The sequence below is a fragment of the Pseudomonas sp. NBRC 111131 genome, assembly GCF_001320525.1.
Taxonomy (GTDB): Bacteria; Pseudomonadota; Gammaproteobacteria; order Pseudomonadales; family Pseudomonadaceae; genus Aquipseudomonas; species Aquipseudomonas ceruminis.
Genome location: NZ_BCBH01000018.1, coordinates 96,342 through 115,661, shown reverse-complemented (window position 1 = coordinate 115,661; position 19,320 = coordinate 96,342). Strand labels below are relative to the sequence as shown.

17 protein-coding genes are annotated in these 19,320 nt (G+C 62.2%); 7 read left to right on the top strand and 10 right to left on the bottom strand.

Annotation, left to right across the window (positions count from 1 at the left end):
* Nucleotides 1-66: 66 nt before the first annotated feature.
* From APH34_RS17375 to APH34_RS17360, 4 genes are all read right to left on the bottom strand, one after another.
* Nucleotides 67-2,415, bottom strand: coding sequence for a TonB-dependent receptor (locus APH34_RS17375; protein ID WP_054902267.1), 2,349 nt, complete (start codon nt 2,413-2,415; stop codon nt 67-69).
* 113 nt (nt 2,416-2,528) lie between these two features.
* Complete coding sequence (locus tag APH34_RS17370; RefSeq protein WP_054902266.1) at nt 2,529-3,368, bottom strand: FecR family protein; 840 nt, start codon at nt 3,366-3,368, stop codon at nt 2,529-2,531.
* Nucleotides 3,365-3,889 carry an RNA polymerase sigma factor gene (locus APH34_RS17365; RefSeq protein WP_054902265.1) on the bottom strand — a complete coding sequence of 175 codons (525 nt, stop codon included), beginning with the start codon at nt 3,887-3,889 and terminating at the stop codon, nt 3,365-3,367. The genes APH34_RS17370 and APH34_RS17365 overlap by 4 nt, the downstream gene beginning before the upstream one ends.
* A 75-nt stretch (nt 3,890-3,964) precedes the next feature.
* Nucleotides 3,965-5,269, bottom strand: coding sequence for a sigma-54-dependent Fis family transcriptional regulator (locus APH34_RS17360; protein WP_054902264.1), 1,305 nt, complete (start codon nt 5,267-5,269; stop codon nt 3,965-3,967).
* Between the two features lie 224 nt (nt 5,270-5,493).
* On the opposite strand from APH34_RS17360, the gene APH34_RS17355 reads away from it, so the two are divergent.
* The 3 genes from APH34_RS17355 to APH34_RS17345 are packed head-to-tail and all read left to right on the top strand — an operon-like array spanning nt 5,494 to nt 8,503.
* Nucleotides 5,494-6,378, top strand: coding sequence for an MBL fold metallo-hydrolase (locus tag APH34_RS17355; RefSeq protein WP_054902263.1), 885 nt, complete (start codon nt 5,494-5,496; stop codon nt 6,376-6,378).
* Between the two features lie 38 nt (nt 6,379-6,416).
* Complete coding sequence (locus APH34_RS17350) at nt 6,417-7,688, top strand: FAD/NAD(P)-binding oxidoreductase (RefSeq protein WP_054902262.1); 1,272 nt, start codon at nt 6,417-6,419, stop codon at nt 7,686-7,688.
* Nucleotides 7,685-8,503, top strand: coding sequence for a sulfite exporter TauE/SafE family protein (locus tag APH34_RS17345; RefSeq protein ID WP_054902271.1), 819 nt, complete (start codon nt 7,685-7,687; stop codon nt 8,501-8,503). The genes APH34_RS17350 and APH34_RS17345 overlap by 4 nt, the downstream gene beginning before the upstream one ends.
* Here APH34_RS17345 and APH34_RS17340 read toward each other — a convergent pair.
* Nucleotides 8,492-9,379 carry a LysR family transcriptional regulator gene (locus APH34_RS17340; protein ID WP_054902261.1) on the bottom strand — a complete coding sequence of 296 codons (888 nt, stop codon included), beginning with the start codon at nt 9,377-9,379 and terminating at the stop codon, nt 8,492-8,494. The genes APH34_RS17345 and APH34_RS17340 overlap by 12 nt on opposite strands.
* Before the next feature lie 127 nt (nt 9,380-9,506).
* On the opposite strand from APH34_RS17340, the gene APH34_RS17335 reads away from it, so the two are divergent.
* Complete coding sequence (locus APH34_RS17335) at nt 9,507-11,153, top strand: GMC family oxidoreductase (protein ID WP_054902260.1); 1,647 nt, start codon at nt 9,507-9,509, stop codon at nt 11,151-11,153.
* A 97-nt stretch (nt 11,154-11,250) separates the two neighbouring features.
* Nucleotides 11,251-12,870 (top strand): MFS transporter, encoded by a 1,620-nt coding sequence (locus APH34_RS17330; protein ID WP_054902259.1) that lies wholly within the window; start codon nt 11,251-11,253, stop codon nt 12,868-12,870.
* A 176-nt stretch (nt 12,871-13,046) separates the two neighbouring features.
* Here the strand turns inward: APH34_RS17330 and APH34_RS17325 are convergent, their stop codons facing one another.
* From APH34_RS17325 to glyQ, 4 genes are all read right to left on the bottom strand, one after another.
* Complete coding sequence (locus tag APH34_RS17325) at nt 13,047-13,817, bottom strand: 1-acyl-sn-glycerol-3-phosphate acyltransferase (RefSeq protein ID WP_054902258.1); 771 nt, start codon at nt 13,815-13,817, stop codon at nt 13,047-13,049.
* A 61-nt stretch (nt 13,818-13,878) separates the two neighbouring features.
* Nucleotides 13,879-14,406, bottom strand: a complete 528-nt coding sequence (gene gmhB, locus APH34_RS17320; protein ID WP_054902257.1) for a D-glycero-beta-D-manno-heptose 1,7-bisphosphate 7-phosphatase — start codon at nt 14,404-14,406, stop codon at nt 13,879-13,881.
* A gap of 3 nt (nt 14,407-14,409) precedes the next feature.
* A complete protein-coding gene (gene glyS, locus APH34_RS17315; RefSeq protein WP_054902256.1) occupies nt 14,410-16,464 on the bottom strand; it encodes a glycine--tRNA ligase subunit beta in 2,055 nt (684 codons plus the stop codon).
* Nucleotides 16,461-17,408 (bottom strand): glycine--tRNA ligase subunit alpha, encoded by a 948-nt coding sequence (gene glyQ, locus APH34_RS17310; protein WP_025337182.1) that lies wholly within the window; start codon nt 17,406-17,408, stop codon nt 16,461-16,463. The genes glyS and glyQ overlap by 4 nt, the downstream gene beginning before the upstream one ends.
* Before the next feature lie 83 nt (nt 17,409-17,491).
* Here glyQ and APH34_RS17305 point away from each other — a divergent pair, with 83 nt between their 5' ends.
* The gene (locus tag APH34_RS17305) at nt 17,492-18,043 is read left to right on the top strand and encodes a DNA-3-methyladenine glycosylase I (RefSeq protein ID WP_054902255.1); all 552 of its coding nucleotides are present in this window, start codon (nt 17,492-17,494) and stop codon (nt 18,041-18,043) included.
* Between the two features lie 41 nt (nt 18,044-18,084).
* Nucleotides 18,085-18,972, top strand: coding sequence for a lysophospholipid acyltransferase (locus APH34_RS17300; RefSeq protein WP_054902254.1), 888 nt, complete (start codon nt 18,085-18,087; stop codon nt 18,970-18,972).
* Between the two features lie 34 nt (nt 18,973-19,006).
* Here APH34_RS17300 and APH34_RS17295 read toward each other — a convergent pair whose 3' ends face one another.
* Nucleotides 19,007-19,315 (bottom strand): tetratricopeptide repeat protein, encoded by a 309-nt coding sequence (locus APH34_RS17295; RefSeq protein WP_054902253.1) that lies wholly within the window; start codon nt 19,313-19,315, stop codon nt 19,007-19,009.
* Nucleotides 19,316-19,320: the final 5 nt, after the last annotated feature.

Below are 19,320 nucleotides of genomic sequence, written 5' to 3'. Positions count from 1 at the left end.
ACTCCGCTCGATCGAAAATGATGGAGACGGGATGCGTCGAGGAAGGAAGGCATCAAGCTTCATCCCTCAAAACTGGTAATTCACGCCCAGTGTCAGCGAACGCTGCGGCGCCGGCTGGCGACCCCAGGGGCTCGTATCGATGCCGCGGAAATAGTACTCGCGGTTGAAAAGGTTGCTGATGCCAGCCGACGCCGTCAGCACGCCATCACGCACCTTGAAGCGTCGCTCGATGGCGGTATTCCACAGCCAGTAGGCCGGCAGCTTGCCGACCGAGGCAATGGCATTTTCCTCACCCGAGTTGGCGGCATCGGTATAGGCGCTGCTCACGTAGAGGCCATCGAGGCTGTAGGTCCAGTTCTCGGCAAAGCGATAGCGGCCATCGACACTGAACTGGTTGCGCGAGGCATAGGGCACCTCGTTGTCCTTGAACTCACCGTTACGCTGCTTGGCATCGAGGTAGGCATAGCTGGCATGCAGGTCGAGGTTGGGCATGGCCTCCGGGGTCCAGAACACCTCGGTCTCGATCCCCTGGTGGCGGGTGCTGCCGAGGTTAACGAAGCGGTCGCTGGTGGCGTCGTAGACGATCTGGTCATCGAAGTCGATGCGGTACACGCCCAGGTCGACGCGCAAGCCGTCCCACGGGGTATAGCGCACACCGGTCTCGTAGTTCCACGCCAGTTCCGCGCCGACCTGGCCCTCCTTGACGATCTGCGTCACCTGCGGCGGGCGCAGCGACTTCTGCGCGTTGGCATAGACGAACCAGTCATCGCTGGCCTGGAAGCCCACGGTGATGCCAGGCAGCCATTCCATCGACTGGTTTTCGTTGCTGGCCCCGGTGATGCCATCGTCGTACTGCATGCGTGCGTTCTCGTAGCGCACGCCCGGGGTGATAGTCAGGCGGTTGTCGAGCAGGCCAATGGCGTTGCTGATGTAGAACGCCTTGGCCTCGTCATCGAAATGCCAGTCGCGAAATGGCGTGGTCGCGCCGGTGGCTAGGCTTTGACGATTGACCTTGTAGTCGATGTCTTCCTTCACGTAACGCGCGCCCAGCAGCCAGGTCTGGCTGACCTGCTCGCCGTCGATGCCCAGGCTCAAGCGCGGCTCGCTGCCCCAGACCTTGAAGTCGCGTGGGCCATCCTGCTTGGTGACGGCTTGCCCGTCTGGGGTGAACGGCATACCGACGACGAAGTTGCGGTAGCTGTTGTGGGCGAAGTTGGTCCAGCTGAAGGCCACCGAGTCGAACGGGCCGATGGCGCCGAACTTCTGGGTGTAGGTGCCCCAGACGCGGTCGGTGTCACCCTCGAAGCGGTCCAGGGGGCGGGTCGACTGGCGCGGGTCATGCTTGTAGTCGGCAACGCTCAGGGCGCCGGCCAGATCCATGTCGGCCTTGTAGTGCTGGAAGCCGAAGCTCAGGTCACGGTCGTCGTCGATGTTCCACTGCCCGCGCAGGCGGTAGTTCTGAATGTCGGTATCGGAATGCTCGCGCCCGGCTTGCCCGCCGATGGTGTTCAGGTCCAGTTGCAGCCCGAAGTTGTCGGTGATGAAGCCACCGGTGCCCAGGTAGGTGTCCCACAGTTGGCGACCTCCGGGGAAGAACGTGGTGCGCTCCTGCAAGGTGGTCTGCCACTCCCGCGGGATCGGCTTGCTGATGAAGTTCACCACCCCGCCTACGTTGTTCGGCCCGTACTGCACGGCGGCGCCGCCCTTGACCACGTCGATGCGGTCGACCGCCGCCATGGTCACGGGGAACAGCGACAGGCCGGTTTGGCCATAAGGCGCTAGCGCCAGCGGGATGCCGTCGGACAACGCCTGCAGCCGGCCACTGCGGCTTTCGTACAAGCCACGCACGGCAATCTGCGGCAAAGCCCCGGTACCGGTCTCGTCGAAGATCTTCACCCCCGGCACCCGCTGCAGCGCCTCGTCTACACCGCGCACGCTGGCCTTGTGCAACGCCTCGCTGCCAACCACGCTGCGGCTGCCGGCATAGGTACGCACCTCTTCGTCCGTGCCACTGCCAAGCACATCGCCGCTGATTACCGTGGCATCCACGGCCAGCGGTTCGACCTTGGCGGGCACAGCGAGGCGGCCTGAGGCCTGGGGCGCTACCACCAGGAAGGTCTGTGCGTCCTGCATCTGCACCTGCAAACCGCGAGCGTCGAGCAGCCGGTGCATCGCCTCCTCGGCATTGTAGTGGCCATGCAACGCCGGCGTAGTGCGATCGCCCACCACGTCGCTGGCGAAGATGATCTGTACCCCGGTCTGCTGCGCCAGGCTGTTGAGCGCCTGCTCCAAAGAGCCCGCTGGAATGTCGATGTTGGCCTTGGTGTCGGCGAGCACGGGCATTGTCACCAGAAGGCTCGCGGCAAGCAGGGAAAGGGGCAGGTATGGGTGGTGGATACGGGCGGGGTACTTCATGGCGAGCAGATCCTTGGCGTAAGTGTCTGGCATCTAAGCCGCTTCGAACCCCCTGAAACCCTACCTGCCCGTGCAACTTTTTTTCGCCCGCCTCGATGCTTCGATGATTCGCATCAGTGACCTATTGCCCGCGGCCCGATACGCACCCTACCCTCGGGGTCACGGCGAACGCTCACCGGTAAGATGCGCGGGAGTACGTCGAGCAGGGCTTCGACATTGCGTGTATCGAAAGTGCCGGTAACAGGTAGGTCGGCCAGGCCTTGACCTTCCAACTCAATGACTGCGACGCGGTAGCGCTGGATCTGCGCCAGCGCTTGCGACAGCGGTGTGCGGGCAAACACCAGGCGCTGGCGTTGCCAAGCCGTGATACGCGCCAAATCGGCAGTCGCCAGCGGTTGCAGTCGGCCCTGATTGACACTCACCTGCTGCCCCGGTGCCAGCCGCAGGTGTTGCGCCGGGTCGACGGTGGACTGCACCGCCAAGCTGCCGCGCAGTAAGGCCACCTCTACCGTGTCGACGCCACGCAGCACATTGAAGCGAGTGCCGAGCACGTTCACCTGGGCGGTACCGGCCTCGACCTGGAATGGCCGGAACACGGCCTTGCTGACCTCGAATAACGCCTGCCCCTGTTGTAACGTGATACGGCGCGAACGCAGGTGCCAGCTCACGCTCAACCGGGTGCCGCTGTCCATTTCGACCTGGCTGCCATCGGCCAGCGTGAGTAGCCGTCGCTCGCCCACGGCACTGGCGTACTGCTCGCTGTGATAGCTGGGGTCGAGCCAGGCCAGGCCTGCCCCAAGTAGCAGCACCAGCCCACCCGCCAGCAACGGTTTGCGCGTTTTGCGCGGCTTGGGCTCGGGCATCGGAAAACGCTCGCGCAGCGCTTCGCGGTGGCGCGCTAGGGCCTGTTCTTCGGCCGACGCAGGGAGCTTGGTTGGGGTATCACTGCTCATTGGCCTACCTGCTGACGATCCAGATGCAGGCGGCAGGCAGCCAGGCCAAGTCGCAGGTGCTTTTCCACGGTTTTGATGGAAATCCCCATGCGCACGGCGACTTCGGCCTGAGGCAAATCGTGGATCTTGTGCATGACAAAGACCATCTGGCAGCGTTCGGGCAAGCGGCTGATGGCTTCAGAGAGCAATTCGAGCTCCCGTGCGGCCTCGTACTGCTGGAGGGGCGCCTGTGCGGGGCAAACGGCATCCAGTGGCTCGGGCATTTCAACGATCCAGGTCTGCCGCCGCCGCTCACTGCGGTAACTGCTCACAGCCTGGTCGTAGGAAATTTTACGCAGCAGCGCCAGAGGCAAACGCACCTGCTCTTTCTCGCGCTTTTCCAGCAATTTTACGCATACATCGTGCACCACCTCGCGGGCAAAGCCTCGGTCACCAAAGCGGCGACGGACGTGATCCACCAATTCATCGTAGTGACGAATCAAGGCGCAGAGCAGCGGTAGGTTGGAAGGGTCGAGGGACATGGCAGACCTGAGGCGAGCAGCGTGACCATGAATATAAATGAGAAAAATTTGCATTCATAGGGTCGCTGCGTAAGCTCAGGAAGGGTTTAGGCCCAGGGCCTTCAAACGTCGATACAGCGTACGTTCACTCATCCCAAGGTGGCGTGCCAATTCACTGCGTGGGCCCTGGAACTGTTCCAGCGCCTGCGCCAGTTCGCCCAAGTCGTTGCGACCTCGGTTTCTGGTGAAACCTGCCGCCTGGCCGTGACCCACCTCTTCTGGCAGGTGCTCGGGCCGGATCAACCCGTCGTCGGTGAACAGCTGCGCCCTCTCCAGGATGTTACGCAGCTCACGGATATTGCCCGGGAACGGGTGCAGCGCAAGTTGCTGCAAGGCTGCCTCAGTCAGGCTGGCAGCCGGCTTGCCGGCCATCCGCTGCAAGAGGCTCTGCGCCAGCAAGGGCAGGTCCTCGACCCTTTCGCGTAACGCGGGCAAGCGTATCGGGAAGCCACTGATGCGGTAATACAGGTCTTCACGGAATGTGCCGTCCGCGACCATTTGCTTCAGCGGCTTGTGTGTTGCTGAAACCAGGCGGAAATCGGAATGCACGGTACGCAGGCTACCGACCGGGCGGAAGCTACCGGACTCGATCAGGCGCAGCAGTTTGACCTGCATCGCCAGCGGCACTTCGCCGATTTCGTCGAGGAACAGCGTGCCACCATGGGCCGCTTCGGCAAGGCCGATCTTGCGCTGGTTGGCACCGGTAAAGGCGCCCTTCTCGTAGCCGAACAATTCACTCTCGAACAATGACTCGGTCAAGCCGGTACAGTCGACTACCACCAAGGGGCCGTTGGCCCTAGGGCTGCCCATATGGATTGCACGGGCGAACAGCTCTTTGCCAGTCCCCGATTCGCCCTGCAGCAGCACGGGTATCTGCGCAGGTGCCGCCCGTTGCAGGCTGGCCAAGGCTGCTTTGAACGCTGGGGCCCGGCCAACCAGCCCCTGCTGCTGCGGTTGCGCGGACGCAAGCGTGATGGTGGTCAGGCGCTCGACGAACGCAACGACCCTGCCCTGTTCATCGAGGATGGGCCGCAACTCTACATCCACATGTTCAGGCCCACGCGGGGTGTGATGGATATGCAGCACGCGCTCCGGCGCCTTGCTGTCCCAGGCCTTGCGCATCGGGCAATGTTCGCCGGCCTGGTCACAAGGCACGGCGTAGTGATGTGACACCCGATGGCACTTCTCACCCAGCGGCGCTACTGCGTCACGGCCGAACTGTCGGCGGTAGGCCGCATTGGCAGCGAGGATGTTGTAGTCGGTGTCCAAGACGATGGCAGGTAGCGCATCGTGTTCCAGGTAGGAAACCAGGGCTAGGATGATTGAATGGGTTTCAGGCATGACAACGACCGGTTGGATAACCTGGCCGAGGGTACCAAGTACTGCCAAATGCTGCCATTGGCTGCCAGTCGACTGCCAAACGTAGCTGCCATTTTATCTGGCATGCGCCTGGCAATGCCGGATCGGCTGGCCTGCGTGGCTGGAAATTCCTGGCATGCATCTTGATAAACCTCCTGTCACTCCCTGCGCCTCTCAAAGGCGCCGTGGAACATTTGGAGAACGTAATGATCATTGGCAACAACCTTCACGTAGAAGCTTTCTTCGATGAGGCGACCTCGACCATCAGTTACTTGGTCATGGACGGCGAAACGCGCAAGTGTGCATTGATCGACAGCGTGCTGGATTACGACCCGAAGTCTGGGCGCACCTGTACCGCTTCGGCGGACCGGCTGATCGCCCGGGTCGCGGCGCTGGGCGCAGAGGTCCAGTGGGTGCTGGAAACCCATGTACACGCCGATCACCTTTCGGCCGGGGCGTACCTCAAGGAAAAGCTCGGCGGCCACACGGCCATTGGCGCGCACATCACCCAGGTGCAGAAAGTGTTCGGCACCTTGTTCAATGCCGAACCTGGCTTTGCGCGCGATGGCAGCCAGTTCGATGTGCTGCTCGAAGACGAGGAAGGGTTTCGTATCGGCAATTTGCATGCCCGGGCCTTGCACACCCCTGGGCATACCCCTGCGTGCATGAGCTACCTGATAGAGGATGCCGGAGAAAAGGTGCTGTTCGTTGGCGATACGCTGTTCATGCCTGATTACGGCACCGCCCGTTGCGATTTCCCCGGTGCCGACGCGCGTACCCTGTACCGGTCGATCCGCCGGCTGCTGGCGTTCCCCGACCACACTCAACTGTTCATGTGCCATGACTATCTACCAGGCGGGCGTGCCATGCGCTACGTCACCACGGTGGCCGAACAGCGCGCCAGCAATATCCACATCCATCAAGGCATCGACGAGGACAGCTTTGTCGCCATGCGCGAAGCCCGTGACAAGACCCTCGACATGCCCGTGCTGATCTTGCCGTCGGTGCAGGTCAACATGCGCAGCGGTCATTTTCCCGAGCCCGAGGCCAACGGTGTCAGCTACCTGAAGATCCCGCTGAACAAGCTTTGACCGCCCTGCCCGATAACCAGAATTTCAGGAAGTCCCCCATGCCTGCCTTGCAATCCCCTGCCAGTTCCAACCACCACAAGGTGGTCATCGTCGGTGCCGGTGCCGCGGGTATCGCCACCGCTGCCAGCCTCATCAGCCGCGACCCCTCGCTGGACATCGCGTTGATCGATCCCGCCGATGTGCACTACTACCAGCCTGGCTGGACCATGGTCGGCGCCGGTGTATTCACGGCACCGAGTACCGCTCGCACCATGGCCTCGACCATTCCACAGGGCGTACGCTGGGTCAAAGCGCGCGTTCAAGGCTTCGATCCACAGGGCCAGCGGGTCACGCTCGAGGATGGCCGCGCCATCAGTTATGAACAACTGGTGGTGTGCCCTGGACTCAAGCTCGACTGGGAGGCCATCGACGGCCTCAGCGATACCCTCGGGCGTAACGGCGTGACTTCCAACTACCGCTACGATCTTGCGCCCTACACCTGGCAACTGGTGCAAAACCTCAAGCAGGGTCGTGCCCTGTTTACCCAACCACCGATGCCGATCAAGTGCGCCGGCGCGCCTCAAAAGGCGCTGTACCTGTCTTGCGATCACTGGCTGCGGCACGGTCGGTTGGGTGATGTGAAGGCCAGCTTCTTCAATGCGGGCGCCGTATTGTTCGGTGTACCCGACTATGTGCCAGCGCTGATGGCTTATATCGACAAGTACGGTGTCGACCTCAACTACACACAACGCCTGGTGGCGGTGGATGGCCCCAGCAAGCGTGCCACCTTCGTCCGTGCGCTGGCCGACGGCAGCAGCGAGACCCGCACCGAGGCCTTCGACATGCTGCACGTCGTGCCACCGCAGGTTGCCCCGGACTTCATCCGCAACAGCCCGTTGGCGGATGCTGCGGGCTGGGTCGATGTCGACCCACATACCCTGCGCCATCGGCAGTTCGCCAATGTCCATGCTCTGGGTGACGTTGCCAGCACCAGCAATGCCAAGACCGCCGCGGCGGCGCGCAAGCAGGCGCCTGTAGTGGCCAATAATGTCCTGGTGGCGCTGGGCAGGTTGCCGACCCTTGCACAGTACGATGGCTATGGGTCCTGCCCACTGACCGTCGAGCGGGGCAAGATCGTCCTGGCCGAGTTCACATATGGCGGCAAGGTTGCACCGAGTTTTCCGCGTTGGCTGCTCGATGGACGGCGACCAACACGCCTGGCCTGGTTGCTGAAGGCCCGGCTGCTGCCACCGCTGTACTGGCAAGGCATGCTCAAGGGGCGTGAGTGGCTGGCGCGGCCCCAGCCGTTGGCCGCCGAGGCCGCCCAGTGATCGAACATCAACTGCTCGGCGCCGGGCTCGGTGCAATCATCGGCGCAGTGCTGGCGCTGACGGGCGCTGGCGGAGGCATCCTTGCCGTACCCCTGCTGGTGTTTGGCCTCGGCCTTTCGATGGTGGAAGCCGCCCCCATTGGTTTGCTAGCCGTTGGGCTCGCCGCTGCCGTGGGCGCGGTGCTGGGCTTGCGCCAAGGGCTGGTGCGTTACCGTGCAGCGCTTTTCATCGCACTGATTGGCATTGCCGGCGCTCCGCTCGGCCTGATGCTGGCGCACCGCTTGCCCAATACGCCGTTGGCCTTGGTGTTCGCCGGGGTCCTGGTTTACGCCTGTGTACGCATCTGGCGCAAGGCGGCCAAAGAGCTGCGGGGTGAAACCAACGAGGCGCACCGCTATATCGAGCCCTGCGTACTCAACCCGTTGCAGGGGCGTTTGCGCTGGACGTTGCCTTGTGCGCGGGCGTTGGCCTTGACTGGCGCGCTGTCGGGGTTGTTGTCAGGGTTGCTGGGGGTGGGTGGCGGCTTCGTGATCATTCCGGCCTTGAACCGCTACACCAACCTGCGCATGAAGAGCATCGTCTCCACCTCCCTGGCGGTCATTGCGCTGGTGTCGACGGGGAGCGTGGTTAGCGCCAGCCTGGCTGGGGTAATGCACTGGCAGGTGGGCGCACCGTTCGCTATCGGCGCTGTGCTCGGCTTGTTGCTGGCCAGGCCACTGGCGGCGAAGCTGGCCGGGCCACGCTTGCAGCAGATGTTTGCAGTGGCCGGATGGCTGGCTGCCTTGCTGCTCGCGGCAAAGGCTCTACTCGGCTAACAGCTCGCCCTGTTCGGCGGCGCACAGCGCCAGCAGGTAGTCCCAGACCACCCGCAGGCGTACCGACTTGTGCAGTTCACGGCGCGTGCAGATCCAGTAGCTGCGCTGGATGGTTTCGCTGGGCAGTACGCGCACCAGCGTCGGGTCGTGGCGGGCCATATAGTTGGGCAGCACGGCGATGCCCAGGCCTGCCCGGGCCGCCGTTTGCTGGGCGATGACGCTGGTACTGCGGAAGGCCACGCTGGGTGAGCGGCAGAAGCTGTTAAGGAACAGCAACTCCTGGCTGAACAACAAGTCGTCGACGTAGCCAATCCAGCTGTGGCGGGCCAGGTCTTCACGGTGACGCAAAGGTGGCGCCCGGTCCAGGTACGCCTGGCTGGCATACAGCGCCAGGCGGTAGTCAGTGAGTTTGCGGGTGATCAGTAGGTCAGCGTTGGGCCGCTCGAGGTGAATACTGATTTCCGCTTCGCGGTTGAGAATGCTGACAAACCGCGGGACCGCCACCAACTCCACTTCAAGCCCGGGGTAACGCTCGAACAAGGCGTTCATGCGTGGGGTGAAAAACATGATGCCGATGCCTTCGGTTACCCCCAGGCGGATTTTGCCCAACGGGGTGATGGCCTGGTTGATTTCTTCCTGCGCCAGCAGTGCGACGTTCTCCATGGCTTCAGCATGCTTGAGTAGCGCTTGCCCGGAGGGGGTCAGTTCGTAGCCTTGGGCATGTTGCACGAACAATGCAGTGCCCAGGCTTTTTTCAATGCTTTCGATATGCCGGGCGACGGTACTGTGGGTGGTGTTGAGGCGCTTGGCGGCGGTGAGGAGGCGGCCACTGCGCTGCAACTCGAGGAAAAACCGCAGATCATTCCAGTCGAACATGCATCCCTTTCCCTGTTGGCCGTTGTGCTAAAACGCACAACGGCTGCGCGAAATCTCGTGTTCCCTCAGCGAAATTAATCAATAAGATGGAAGGCGACAAGAATAATAATCAGGCGCGAGGTTGCACATGCCATCAGCCGATTCTGTCTTTGACTACGTGGTCGTAGGGGCCGGCCCCGCCGGATGCCTGCTGGCCAACCGTTTATCTGCCGACCCTTCCTGCCGCGTCCTGCTGCTCGAAGCGGGCGGCCGCGACAACTATCCCTGGATTCATATCCCTGTCGGCTACCTTTACTGCATCAACAACCCGCGCACCGATTGGTGTTTCAAGACCGAAGCGCAACCGGGGCTGGGCGGACGCAGCCTGGGTTATCCACGGGGCAAGGTGCTGGGTGGCTGTTCCTCGATCAACGGCATGATCTACATGCGTGGCCAGGCAGCCGACTATGACCGCTGGGCTGAACAGGGCAACGACGGCTGGGCCTGGAGCGATGTACTGCCATTGTTCAAGGCCAGCGAAAACCATTTTGCCGGAGCCAGCGAACACCATGGCGCCGCCGGTGAGTGGCGGGTCGAACGCCAGCGCTACAGTTGGCCGATCCTCGATGCGTTTCGCGATGCTGCCGAGCAGAGCGGCATCGGCAAGGTCGATGACTTCAACACGGGCGACAACCAGGGCTGTGGATACTTTCAAGTCAACCAGCGCAGCGGTGTGCGCTGGAACGCGTCCAAGGCGTTTCTGCGGCCCATCAAGGAACGCTCCAACCTCACCGTCCTGACTGACGTGCAGGTCGACCAGGTGTTGTTGAACAACACCCGTGCACGCGCTGTGAAAGCGCTGTGGCAAGGCGCCTGGCATGCGTTCGCTGCCCGGCGCGAGATCATCCTGTGCGCCGGAGCTGTGGGGTCTCCCGGCATCCTGCAGCGCTCTGGTATAGGCCCGCGCACGTTGCTGGAACGCTTGGGTATAGGCGTGCGCCACGATATGCCGGGTGTCGGCGGCAACCTGCAGGACCAGCTGCAACTGCGCCTGATCTATCAAATCCGCAATGCCCGCACCCTCAACCAGATGGCCAACAGCCTGTGGGGCAAGATGGGCATGGGCCTGCGCTATCTCTACGACCGCAGCGGGCCGCTGGCCATGGCGCCGAGCCAGTTGGGTGCGTTCGTGCGCTCAAGCCCCGATCAGCCCACGGCCAACCTCCAGTACCATGTGCAGCCGCTGTCGCTGGAGCGCTTCGGCGAGCCACTGCACCGCTTCCCGGCGTTTACCGCTTCGGTGTGTAACTTGCGCCCGGCGAGCCGCGGGCGTATCGACATTCGCAGCGCGGACATGAGCAGTACCCCGCTGATCGACCCCAACTACCTCAGCGACCCGCAAGACCTGCGCGTGGCCGCCGACGCTATCCGCCTCACCCGGCGTATTGTCCAGGCCCCTGCCCTTGCCGCTTTCGACCCTGTGGAGTATTTGCCTGGCCCTGCCCTGCAAACCGAACAAGACCTGTTCGAGGCCGCCGGCAAGATCGGCACCACGATTTTCCACCCGGTGGGTACCTGTCGCATGGGTAATGGCCCGTTGGACGTTGTGGATAACCAATTGCGCGTGCGCGGTATACCCGGCCTGCGCGTGGCAGATGCCTCGATCATGCCGCAGATCACCTCCGGCAATACCTGTTCCCCTACCCTGATGATCGCCGAGAAAGCGGCGCAACTGATCCTCAAAGGAGCTGCCACTCACACTTACCTGAACGAAGACGCGTTACCGACGCCCTGACCCGGGTGCGTGCAGTACCGGCAGCCTGCGGTCAGAGGCGGCCGACAGTGGAACAACAAAAATAATCACTGTGGCCTGCGGGCCGAGGACAGCAACGATGTCGGATTACATCCAAGAGCAGGGGGCGGCGGCGAGCAGCAACAGCCGTCGTGAAGAACGCAAGATCATTTTCGCGTCATCCCTCGGGACGGTTTTCGAGTGGTATGACTTTTTTCTTTATGGCGCGCTGGCTGCGGTCATCAGCAAGCAGTTCTTCGCGGGTGTCAACGACACCACTGCCTTCATCTTCGCCCTGATGGCCTTTGCTGCCGGCTTCCTGGTGCGACCCTTCGGTGCCTTGGTGTTCGGCCGGCTGGGTGACATGATCGGGCGCAAGTACACGTTCCTGATCACCATCGTGCTCATGGGCCTGTCCACCTTCGCCGTGGGCCTGCTGCCTACCTACGCCAGCATCGGTATCGCAGCGCCCATCATCCTGGTGGTGCTGCGCATGCTCCAAGGGCTGGCCCTAGGCGGCGAGTACGGCGGTGCGGCAACCTATGTGGCAGAACATGCACCGCCCGGCAAGCGCGGCTTCCATACAGGCTTCATCCAATCCACTGCTACCCTGGGCCTGCTGCTGTCGTTGCTGGTGGTGCTGGGCAGCCGTTACATCAGCGGCGATCAGTTCGAAACCTGGGGCTGGCGCTTGCCGTTCCTGCTGTCGATCGTGCTGTTGGGGATCTCAACCTGGATCCGCATGAGCATGCATGAATCGCCGGCCTTCGTGAAAATGAAGGCGCAGGGCAAGGTCAGCAAGTCGCCGATCCGTGAGTCGTTCACTTCCTGGCCTAACCTCAAGGTCGTGCTCACCGCCTTGTTCAGCATCAACGCCGGCCAGGCCGTGACCTTCTATACCGCGCAGTTCTACGTGCTGTTCTTCATGACCCAGATGCTCAAGATGGACCCGGCCCAGGCCAATACCCTGCTGATCATCAGCGTGGTGATCGGTGCGCCGTTCTTCGTGATTTTCGGCTGGTTGTCCGACCGCATCGGGCGCAAGCCGATCCTGATGGTTGGGCTGTTGCTGGCGACGGTGCTGTACTTCCCGCTGTTCAAGGCGCTCAGCCACTACGCCAACCCTCAGATCGATGCCGCCAGCCGCCAGGCGCCCATCGTGGTCACTGCTGATCCGCAAGGTTGCACCTTCCAGTTCGACCCCGTTGGCAAGGCCCGTTTCGACAGCCCGTGCGACAAGGTCAAGACGTTCCTGGTCAAGCAAGGCCTGCCCTATAGCTCGGTGGCGGTCACCGGCAGCCAGGTGGTGGTGAACATCGGTGACAAGACCATCAATGGCTTCGATGAAGCCGCCATGCGTACCGCGATCGAACAGGCAGGCTACCCGGCCAAGGCTGACCCGGCGCAGGTCAACCAGGTCATGGTAGTGGTGCTGATCGTGGCGATGATCCTTATCGCTACCATGACCTATGGCCCGTTGGCGGCGGTGATGGTCGAGCTGTTCCCCACCCGCATCCGTTACACCTCGATGTCACTGCCCTACCACATCGGCAACGGCTGGTTCGGTGGGTTCCTGCCGACGGTGTCGTTCGCGTTGGTGGTGTACACCGGGGACATCTTCTATGGCCTGTGGTACCCCGTGCTGGTGACCGGCATCAGCCTGGTGGTGGGCATCTTCTGCCTGAAGGAAACCAAGGACGTGGATATCGACAAGGTGTGAGGCAAGGCACATGTATAAAAAAACCGGCTGTAAAAGCCGGTTTTTTTATGCCCTAAAAAAACTTATGCACGATTTTCGAAAAAACGTCATACACAGAAATAAATAGCTAATTCAGATACTTACCGCTGTTTAAAGCGCATTCATCCAAAAATTGCTAACAACTTATCCACAGATGCTCAGGCGATCTGCTCCTGCGGTTTTTCATCCACTGGCGGCAGCGAACCCAAGGCCCGTTGGGTCGCCTCATTCCAGGCGGCAGCACGATCATTGAGCTCGGCAATGGCCCGCGGACCGCTGCCGTTGGCGTACATCGGCTCACCAATCACTACCTCGATGGTGCCCGCGCGCTTACCCCAGCCGGTCTTGGGCCAGAACTTGCCAGCGTTGTGCGCGATCGGCAGCACCGGCAGGCCAGCGTTCACCGCCAGGGCGGTACCCCCGCGGGAAAACTTGCCCAGTGTGCCGAATGGCACACGGGTACCTTCGGGGAATATCAACACCCATACGCCCTGCTTGAGCAGCTCATCACCCTTGCTGGCCACCTGGCGCAAGGCTTCCTTGGGATTGTCGCGGTTGATGGCGATCGGCCTGAGCATGGCCATCGCCCAGCCAAAGAAGGGCACGTACAGCAGTTCACGCTTGAGCACTTGGCTCAACGGCGAAAAATAGGCGGAAAGGAAGAAGGTTTCCCAGGTGCTCTGGTGGTTGGACAGAATCACACAGGGTGTTTTGGGCACGTTCTCGGCACCGGTCACCTTGTAGTGGATACCCAGGAATACCCGCGCCAGCAGCACGGCGAATCGGCACCAGTAGACGTTGATGAAGCGATAGCGTTTGTGGAAGGGCAAAAATGGCGCGATGAAAAAGCTCAGCGAGCACCACAGCAAAGAACTGGTGCCCAGTAGCAGGTAAAAAAGAAAGATTCTGATCGCCTGCAGGATCGACATAGTGGCATGTACCGTTGCGGGGCTTGCCCGCCTGAGAAAAATGCGCCCTTAGGCGCATCGTTTAAATTAGTTCTCTGGCGATAGCGGCCAGATCGTCGAAAATCAGTGTAGTTTCAGCGACGCCTTTTTCCAGGGTCCGCTCTCCCTTGCCGGTTTTGACCAACACGGGTTGTGCACCGACGGCCAGGGCGGCCTCAAGGTCACCTTTGCTGTCGCCAACGAACCACACGCCGCGCAGGTCGGCCTGGTAGTAGTCGGCAATTGCCCGCAGCATACCCGGCTTGGGCTTGCGGCACGCGCAGCCTTCATCCGGCCCGTGCGGGCAGTACACGATGTGGCCTACTTCGCCGCCCTGTTCGGCCACCAGCGCACGCAGGCGTGCATGCATGGCCTCCAGGGTTGCCAGCGAGTAGTAACCACGGGCAATGCCGGACTGGTTGGTGGCCACGGCCACCGTCCAGCCCGCCTTGCTCAACTGCGCGATGGCCTCGATCGAGCCGGGAATCGGGATCCATTCCTCCAGCGACTTGATGTAGGCGTCGGAGTCTTGGTTGATCACTCCGTCACGATCGAGAATCAGCAGTTTCAAGGCTTACCCCAGCAGCGAAATGTCGGCCACGCCCAGGAACAGACCGCGCAGGCGGCTGAGCAGGGCATAACGGTTGGCACGCACCTTGGCATCCTCGGCGTTGACCATCACCGCCTCGAAGAAGGCGTCGACCGGGTCACGCAAGGCAGCCAGGCGGGCCAGCGATTCGCTGTACTGGCGTGCGGCAGCCATCGGTTGCACAGCCTGGTCGGCCTGCTGGATGGCCGAGTACAGGGAGAACTCATTGGCGTTGTCGAAGTACTTCGGTTCGACCTGCTCTGCGATAGCACCTTCAGCCTTGCCCAGCAGGTTCGACACGCGCTTGTTCACCGCGGCCAAGGCCTCGGCTTCTGGCAGCTTGCGGAAGGCCTGCACGGCCTGTACGCGCTGGTCGAAGTCCAGGGCGGAACCCGGCTTCAGGGCACGCACCGACAGATAGGTGGCAACGTCGATGCCCTCGTCTTCATAGCGCGCGCGCAGGCGGTCGAAGATGAACTCCAGCACCTGCTCCGCCAGGCCGGCAGCCTTGACCTTGGTACCGAACTGCTTGACCGCGAACTCGACCGCACCGGTCAGGTCCAGGTCCAGCTGCTTCTCGATCAGGATACGCAGCACGCCCAATGCAGCACGGCGCAGGGCGTACGGGTCTTTGCTTCCGGTGGGCAGCATGCCGATACCAAAGATGCCGACCAGGGTGTCGAGCTTGTCGGCGATGGCAACGGCAGCACCGGTCAGGGTCTGCGGCAGCTCGGCGCCAGCGCCGCGCGGCATGTACTGCTCGTTCAGTGCCAGGGCGACGTCTTCTGGCTCGCCATCGTTGAGCGCGTAGTAGTAACCGGCAACGCCCTGCATTTCAGGGAATTCGCCGACCATCTCGGTGGCCAGGTCGCATTTGGACAACAGGCCGGCACGGCCAGCACGCTGGGCGTCGCCGCCGATCAGCGGGGCAATGAAGGCGGCCAGTTTGGAAACGCGTTCGGCCTTGTCGTAGACGGTACCCAGCTGAGCCTGGAATACCACGTTCTTCAGGCGCTCGTTGAAGCTCGCCAGTGGCTGCTTCTTGTCCTGCTTGAAGAAGAACTCGGCGTCGGTCAGACGTGGGCGCACGACCTTTTCGTTACCCTGGACGATCTGCTTGGGGTCCCGGCTCTCGACGTTGGCCACGGTAATGAAGCGCGGCAGCAGCTTGCCTTCGCTGTCCAGCAGGCAGAAATACTTCTGGTTGTCCTGCATGGTGGTAATCAGGGCTTCCTGCGGCACGTCGAGGAAACGCTCCTCGAACGAGCACACCAGCGGCACAGGCCACTCGACCAGCGCGGTCACTTCGTCCAGCAGCGCTGGCGGCACGATCGCTGTGCCTTCCTGCTGCAGGGCCAGTTCGGCAGTGCGCTTGGCAATCAGCTCGCGGCGCTCGGCGAAGTCGGCCAGCACGTAGGCTTTGCGCAGGTCTTCGACGTAGTTGGCCGGGGTGGTGATGACCACATTTTCCGGGTGATGGAAACGGTGGCCACGGGACTCGCGGCCTGCCTTCTGCGAGAGGATGGTGCAGTCGACCACCTGGTCGCCGAGCAGCATCACCAGCCACTGGGTCGGGCGTACGAACTCTTCACGGCTGGCAGCCCAGCGCATGCGCTTGGGGATCGGCAGGTCGTTGAGCGAATCCTCGACGATGGTCGGCAGCAGGCTGGTGGTGGCTTTACCCGGGATGTGCTGAGAGAAGCGCAGTTTGGCGCCGCTCTGGTCGATTTCGGACAGTTCGACCCCGCACTTCTTGGCGAAGCCCAGGGCCGCCTGGGTTGGCTGGCCTTCGGCGTTGAACGCCGCCTGCAGGGGCGGGCCATCGATGTTGATGCTGCGGTCAGGCTGCTGCACGTCGAGCTGGCGGATCAAGACGGCCAGGCGGCGTGGCGCGGCATAGACCTGTTTGCCCGCGTAGTTCAGGCCAGCGGCCTGCAGGCCTTTCTCGATACCGGCGAGGAAGGCTTCGCCGAGGCTGGCAAGGGCTTTGGGTGGCAGCTCTTCGGTGCCCAGTTCTACCAGAAAATCTTGAGCACTCATTGTGCAGCCTCCAGCTTCGCCAACACTTCGTCACGCAGTTCAGGGGTGGCCATCGGGAAGCCCAGGCGTGCGCGGGCTTGCAGATAGCTTTGCGCCACGTCCCGGGCCAGGGTGCGCACGCGCAGGATGTAGCGCTGGCGCTCGGTCACCGAGATGGCGCGACGGGCGTCGAGCAGGTTGAAGGTGTGCGAAGCCTTCAGGACCATTTCGTAGGTGGGCAGCGGCAGGTCCAGCTTGATCAGGCGGTTGGCTTCGCTTTCGTAGAAGTCGAACAGTTCGAACAGCTTCTCGACGTTGGCGTGTTCGAAGTTGTAGGTCGACTGCTCCACCTCGTTCTGGTGGAACACATCGCCGTAGGTGACCTTGCCGAACGGGCCGTCGGCCCACACCAGGTCGTACACCGAGTCGACACCCTGGATGTACATGGCCAGGCGCTCCAGGCCGTAGGTGATTTCACCGGTGACCGGGTAGCACTCGATACCGCCAACCTGCTGGAAGTAGGTGAACTGGGTCACTTCCATGCCGTTGAGCCAGATTTCCCAGCCCAGGCCCCAGGCGCCCAGGGTCGGCGACTCCCAGTTGTCTTCGACAAAACGGATATCGTGGACCAGTGGGTCGAGGCCGATGGCTTTCAGCGAGCCGAGGTACAGCTCCTGGAAGTTGGCAGGGTTGGGCTTGAGCACTACTTGGAACTGGTAGTAGTGCTGCAGGCGGTTGGGGTTTTCGCCATACCGCCCGTCGGCAGGGCGACGGCTAGGCTGCACGTAGGCGGCGTTCCAGGTTTCTGGGCCGACGGCGCGCAGGAATGTTGCGGTGTGGAAAGTGCCGGCGCCTACTTCCATATCGTAGGGCTGAAGCACCACACAACCTTGCTCGGCCCAGTAGTTCTGCAGGGCGAGGATCAGGTCTTGGAAGGTACGCACGGCTGGCGTAGGCTGGCTCACGAAATTCACCTGTATCTGGGGATGCGGATGTAAAGAGCGGGAGTATAACCTGATTCGCTTCGCCCTCTACTCATTGGAGCCTTATGCCACGCTGCTTTTGGTGTTCAGACGATCCGTTGTACCAGGCCTACCACGACCAGGAATGGGGAACGCCGCAGCGTGACCCGGCGTTGCTGTTCGAGATGCTTTTGCTCGAAGGGTTCCAGGCGGGGTTGTCGTGGATCACCGTGCTGCGCAAGCGCGAACGCTATCGACAGGTGATGTATGGCTTCGATCCGGTAAAGCTGTCGCAGATGAGCGACGAGCGGATCGAAGCGTTGATGCTCGATCCCGGCATCATCCGCAACCGCCTCAAACTCAAGGCCGCGCGGCGCAATGCACAGGCCTGGCTGGCTGTGGATAACCCGGCCGAGTGGCTGTGGTCGTTCGTCGGGGGCACGCCCAGGATCAATCATTTCACGGGCCGCGGCGAGGTGCCGGCAGTGACCGATGAAGCCAAGGCCATGAGCAAGGCCCTGCAGAAAGCCGGCTTCACTTTCGTCGGCCCGACCATCTGTTACGCCTTCATGCAGGCGACCGGGATGGTCATGGACCACACCACCGATTGTGATCGTTACGCCGCCTTGGTGCGCTGAGGGGTTACAATGCGCGCCTTGCTGAAATAAGGAATTCGCCTGTGGAAAAGTTCAAGGGCGCCCTGATGGTCGGGGTGCTTCGTCTGTTTGCCAAGCTGCCCTGGGGCGCAGTGCAGCGCGTCGGTGCCGGCATCGGCTGGCTGATGTGGAAAATCCCCAACGGTTCGCGCAACGTCGTGCGCATCAACTTGGCCAAGTGCTTCCCGCAGATGGACCCGACCGAACGTGAGCAGTTGGTGGGCCGCGCGCTGCGGGACATCGGCAAGTCGTTTGTCGAAAGTGCCTGTGCCTGGATCTGGCCGCCGCAGCGGTCGCTGGACCTGGTCAAGGAAGTACACGGGCTTGAAGTACTGGAGCAGGCCCTGGCCTCGGGCAAGGGCGTGGTCGGCATCACCAGCCACCTGGGTAACTGGGAAGTGCTCAACCACTTCTACTGCAGCCAGTGCAAGCCGATCATCTTCTACCGCCCACCCAAGCTCAAGGCGGTGGATGACCTGCTGCGAGAGCAGCGCGTACAGATGGGCAATCGCGTGGCGCCTTCGACCAAGGAAGGCATCCTCAGCGTGATCAAGGAAGTGCGCCGTGGCGGCCAGGTGGGCATCCCTGCTGACCCGGAGCCGGCCGAATCGGCGGGTGTGTTCGTGCCGTTCCTGGGTACCCAGGCGCTGACCAGCAAGTTCGTGCCGAACATGCTGGCCGGTGGCAAGGCGGTAGGAGTGTTCCTGCATGCGCTGCGTTTGCCGGATGGTTCGGGCTTCAAAGTGTTCCTGGAAGCAGCCCCGGAGGCGATGTACAGCACCGATGTGACCGAGTCGGCGGCGGCCATGAGCAAGGTGGTCGAGCGCTATGTGCGCGAATATCCCAGCCAGTACATGTGGAGCATGAAGCGCTTCAAGAAGCGCCCGGCTGGCGAGCCGCGCTGGTATTGATGTTTCGGGGGGCTGCTTTGCAGCCCCAACGATTTCAGGCCTTGTTCAGTTTCTTGAGAAACACCGTCATTTCTTTTTCGGCCTGCTTGTCGCCATGAGCCTGCGCCGCCACTATCCCATCCTCCCAGGCCTTGCGCGCCGCCGCCGCATCACCCTGCAGCTGATACGCCTTGCCCAGCAGCTTCCAGGCTGCGGAGTACTTCGGGTCTTGCTCCACACACACCGCCAGGTGCACCGCCGCTTCAGCGCCGTTCCCTTCATCCAGCCAGGCTTTGCCCAGCCCGAACCGCAGCAGCGGGTTATCCACACCCTTGGCCAGCATCTTCTCCAGCGACTCGCGCATGCCCT

Excerpts from the sequence above, each read along its gene's own strand:
- APH34_RS17335 (WP_054902260.1), top strand. The coding sequence starts at position 9,507 with ATGCCATCAGCCGATTCTGTCTTTGACTACGTGGTCGTAGGGGCCGGC.
- APH34_RS17330 (WP_054902259.1), top strand. The coding sequence starts at position 11,251 with ATGTCGGATTACATCCAAGAGCAGGGGGCGGCGGCGAGCAGCAACAGC.
- APH34_RS17350 (WP_054902262.1), top strand. The coding sequence starts at position 6,417 with ATGCCTGCCTTGCAATCCCCTGCCAGTTCCAACCACCACAAGGTGGTC.
- APH34_RS17355 (WP_054902263.1), top strand. The coding sequence starts at position 5,494 with ATGATCATTGGCAACAACCTTCACGTAGAAGCTTTCTTCGATGAGGCG.
- APH34_RS17340 (WP_054902261.1), bottom strand. The coding sequence starts at position 9,379 with ATGTTCGACTGGAATGATCTGCGGTTTTTCCTCGAGTTGCAGCGCAGT.
- APH34_RS17370 (WP_054902266.1), bottom strand. The coding sequence starts at position 3,368 with ATGAGCAGTGATACCCCAACCAAGCTCCCTGCGTCGGCCGAAGAACAG.
- APH34_RS17325 (WP_054902258.1), bottom strand. The coding sequence starts at position 13,817 with ATGTCGATCCTGCAGGCGATCAGAATCTTTCTTTTTTACCTGCTACTG.
- APH34_RS17305 (WP_054902255.1), top strand. The coding sequence starts at position 17,492 with ATGCCACGCTGCTTTTGGTGTTCAGACGATCCGTTGTACCAGGCCTAC.
- APH34_RS17375 (WP_054902267.1), bottom strand. The coding sequence starts at position 2,415 with ATGAAGTACCCCGCCCGTATCCACCACCCATACCTGCCCCTTTCCCTG.
- APH34_RS17365 (WP_054902265.1), bottom strand. The coding sequence starts at position 3,889 with ATGTCCCTCGACCCTTCCAACCTACCGCTGCTCTGCGCCTTGATTCGT.
- APH34_RS17360 (WP_054902264.1), bottom strand. The coding sequence starts at position 5,269 with ATGCCTGAAACCCATTCAATCATCCTAGCCCTGGTTTCCTACCTGGAA.
- glyS (WP_054902256.1), bottom strand. The coding sequence starts at position 16,464 with ATGAGTGCTCAAGATTTTCTGGTAGAACTGGGCACCGAAGAGCTGCCA.
- APH34_RS17295 (WP_054902253.1), bottom strand. The coding sequence starts at position 19,315 with ATGCGCGAGTCGCTGGAGAAGATGCTGGCCAAGGGTGTGGATAACCCG.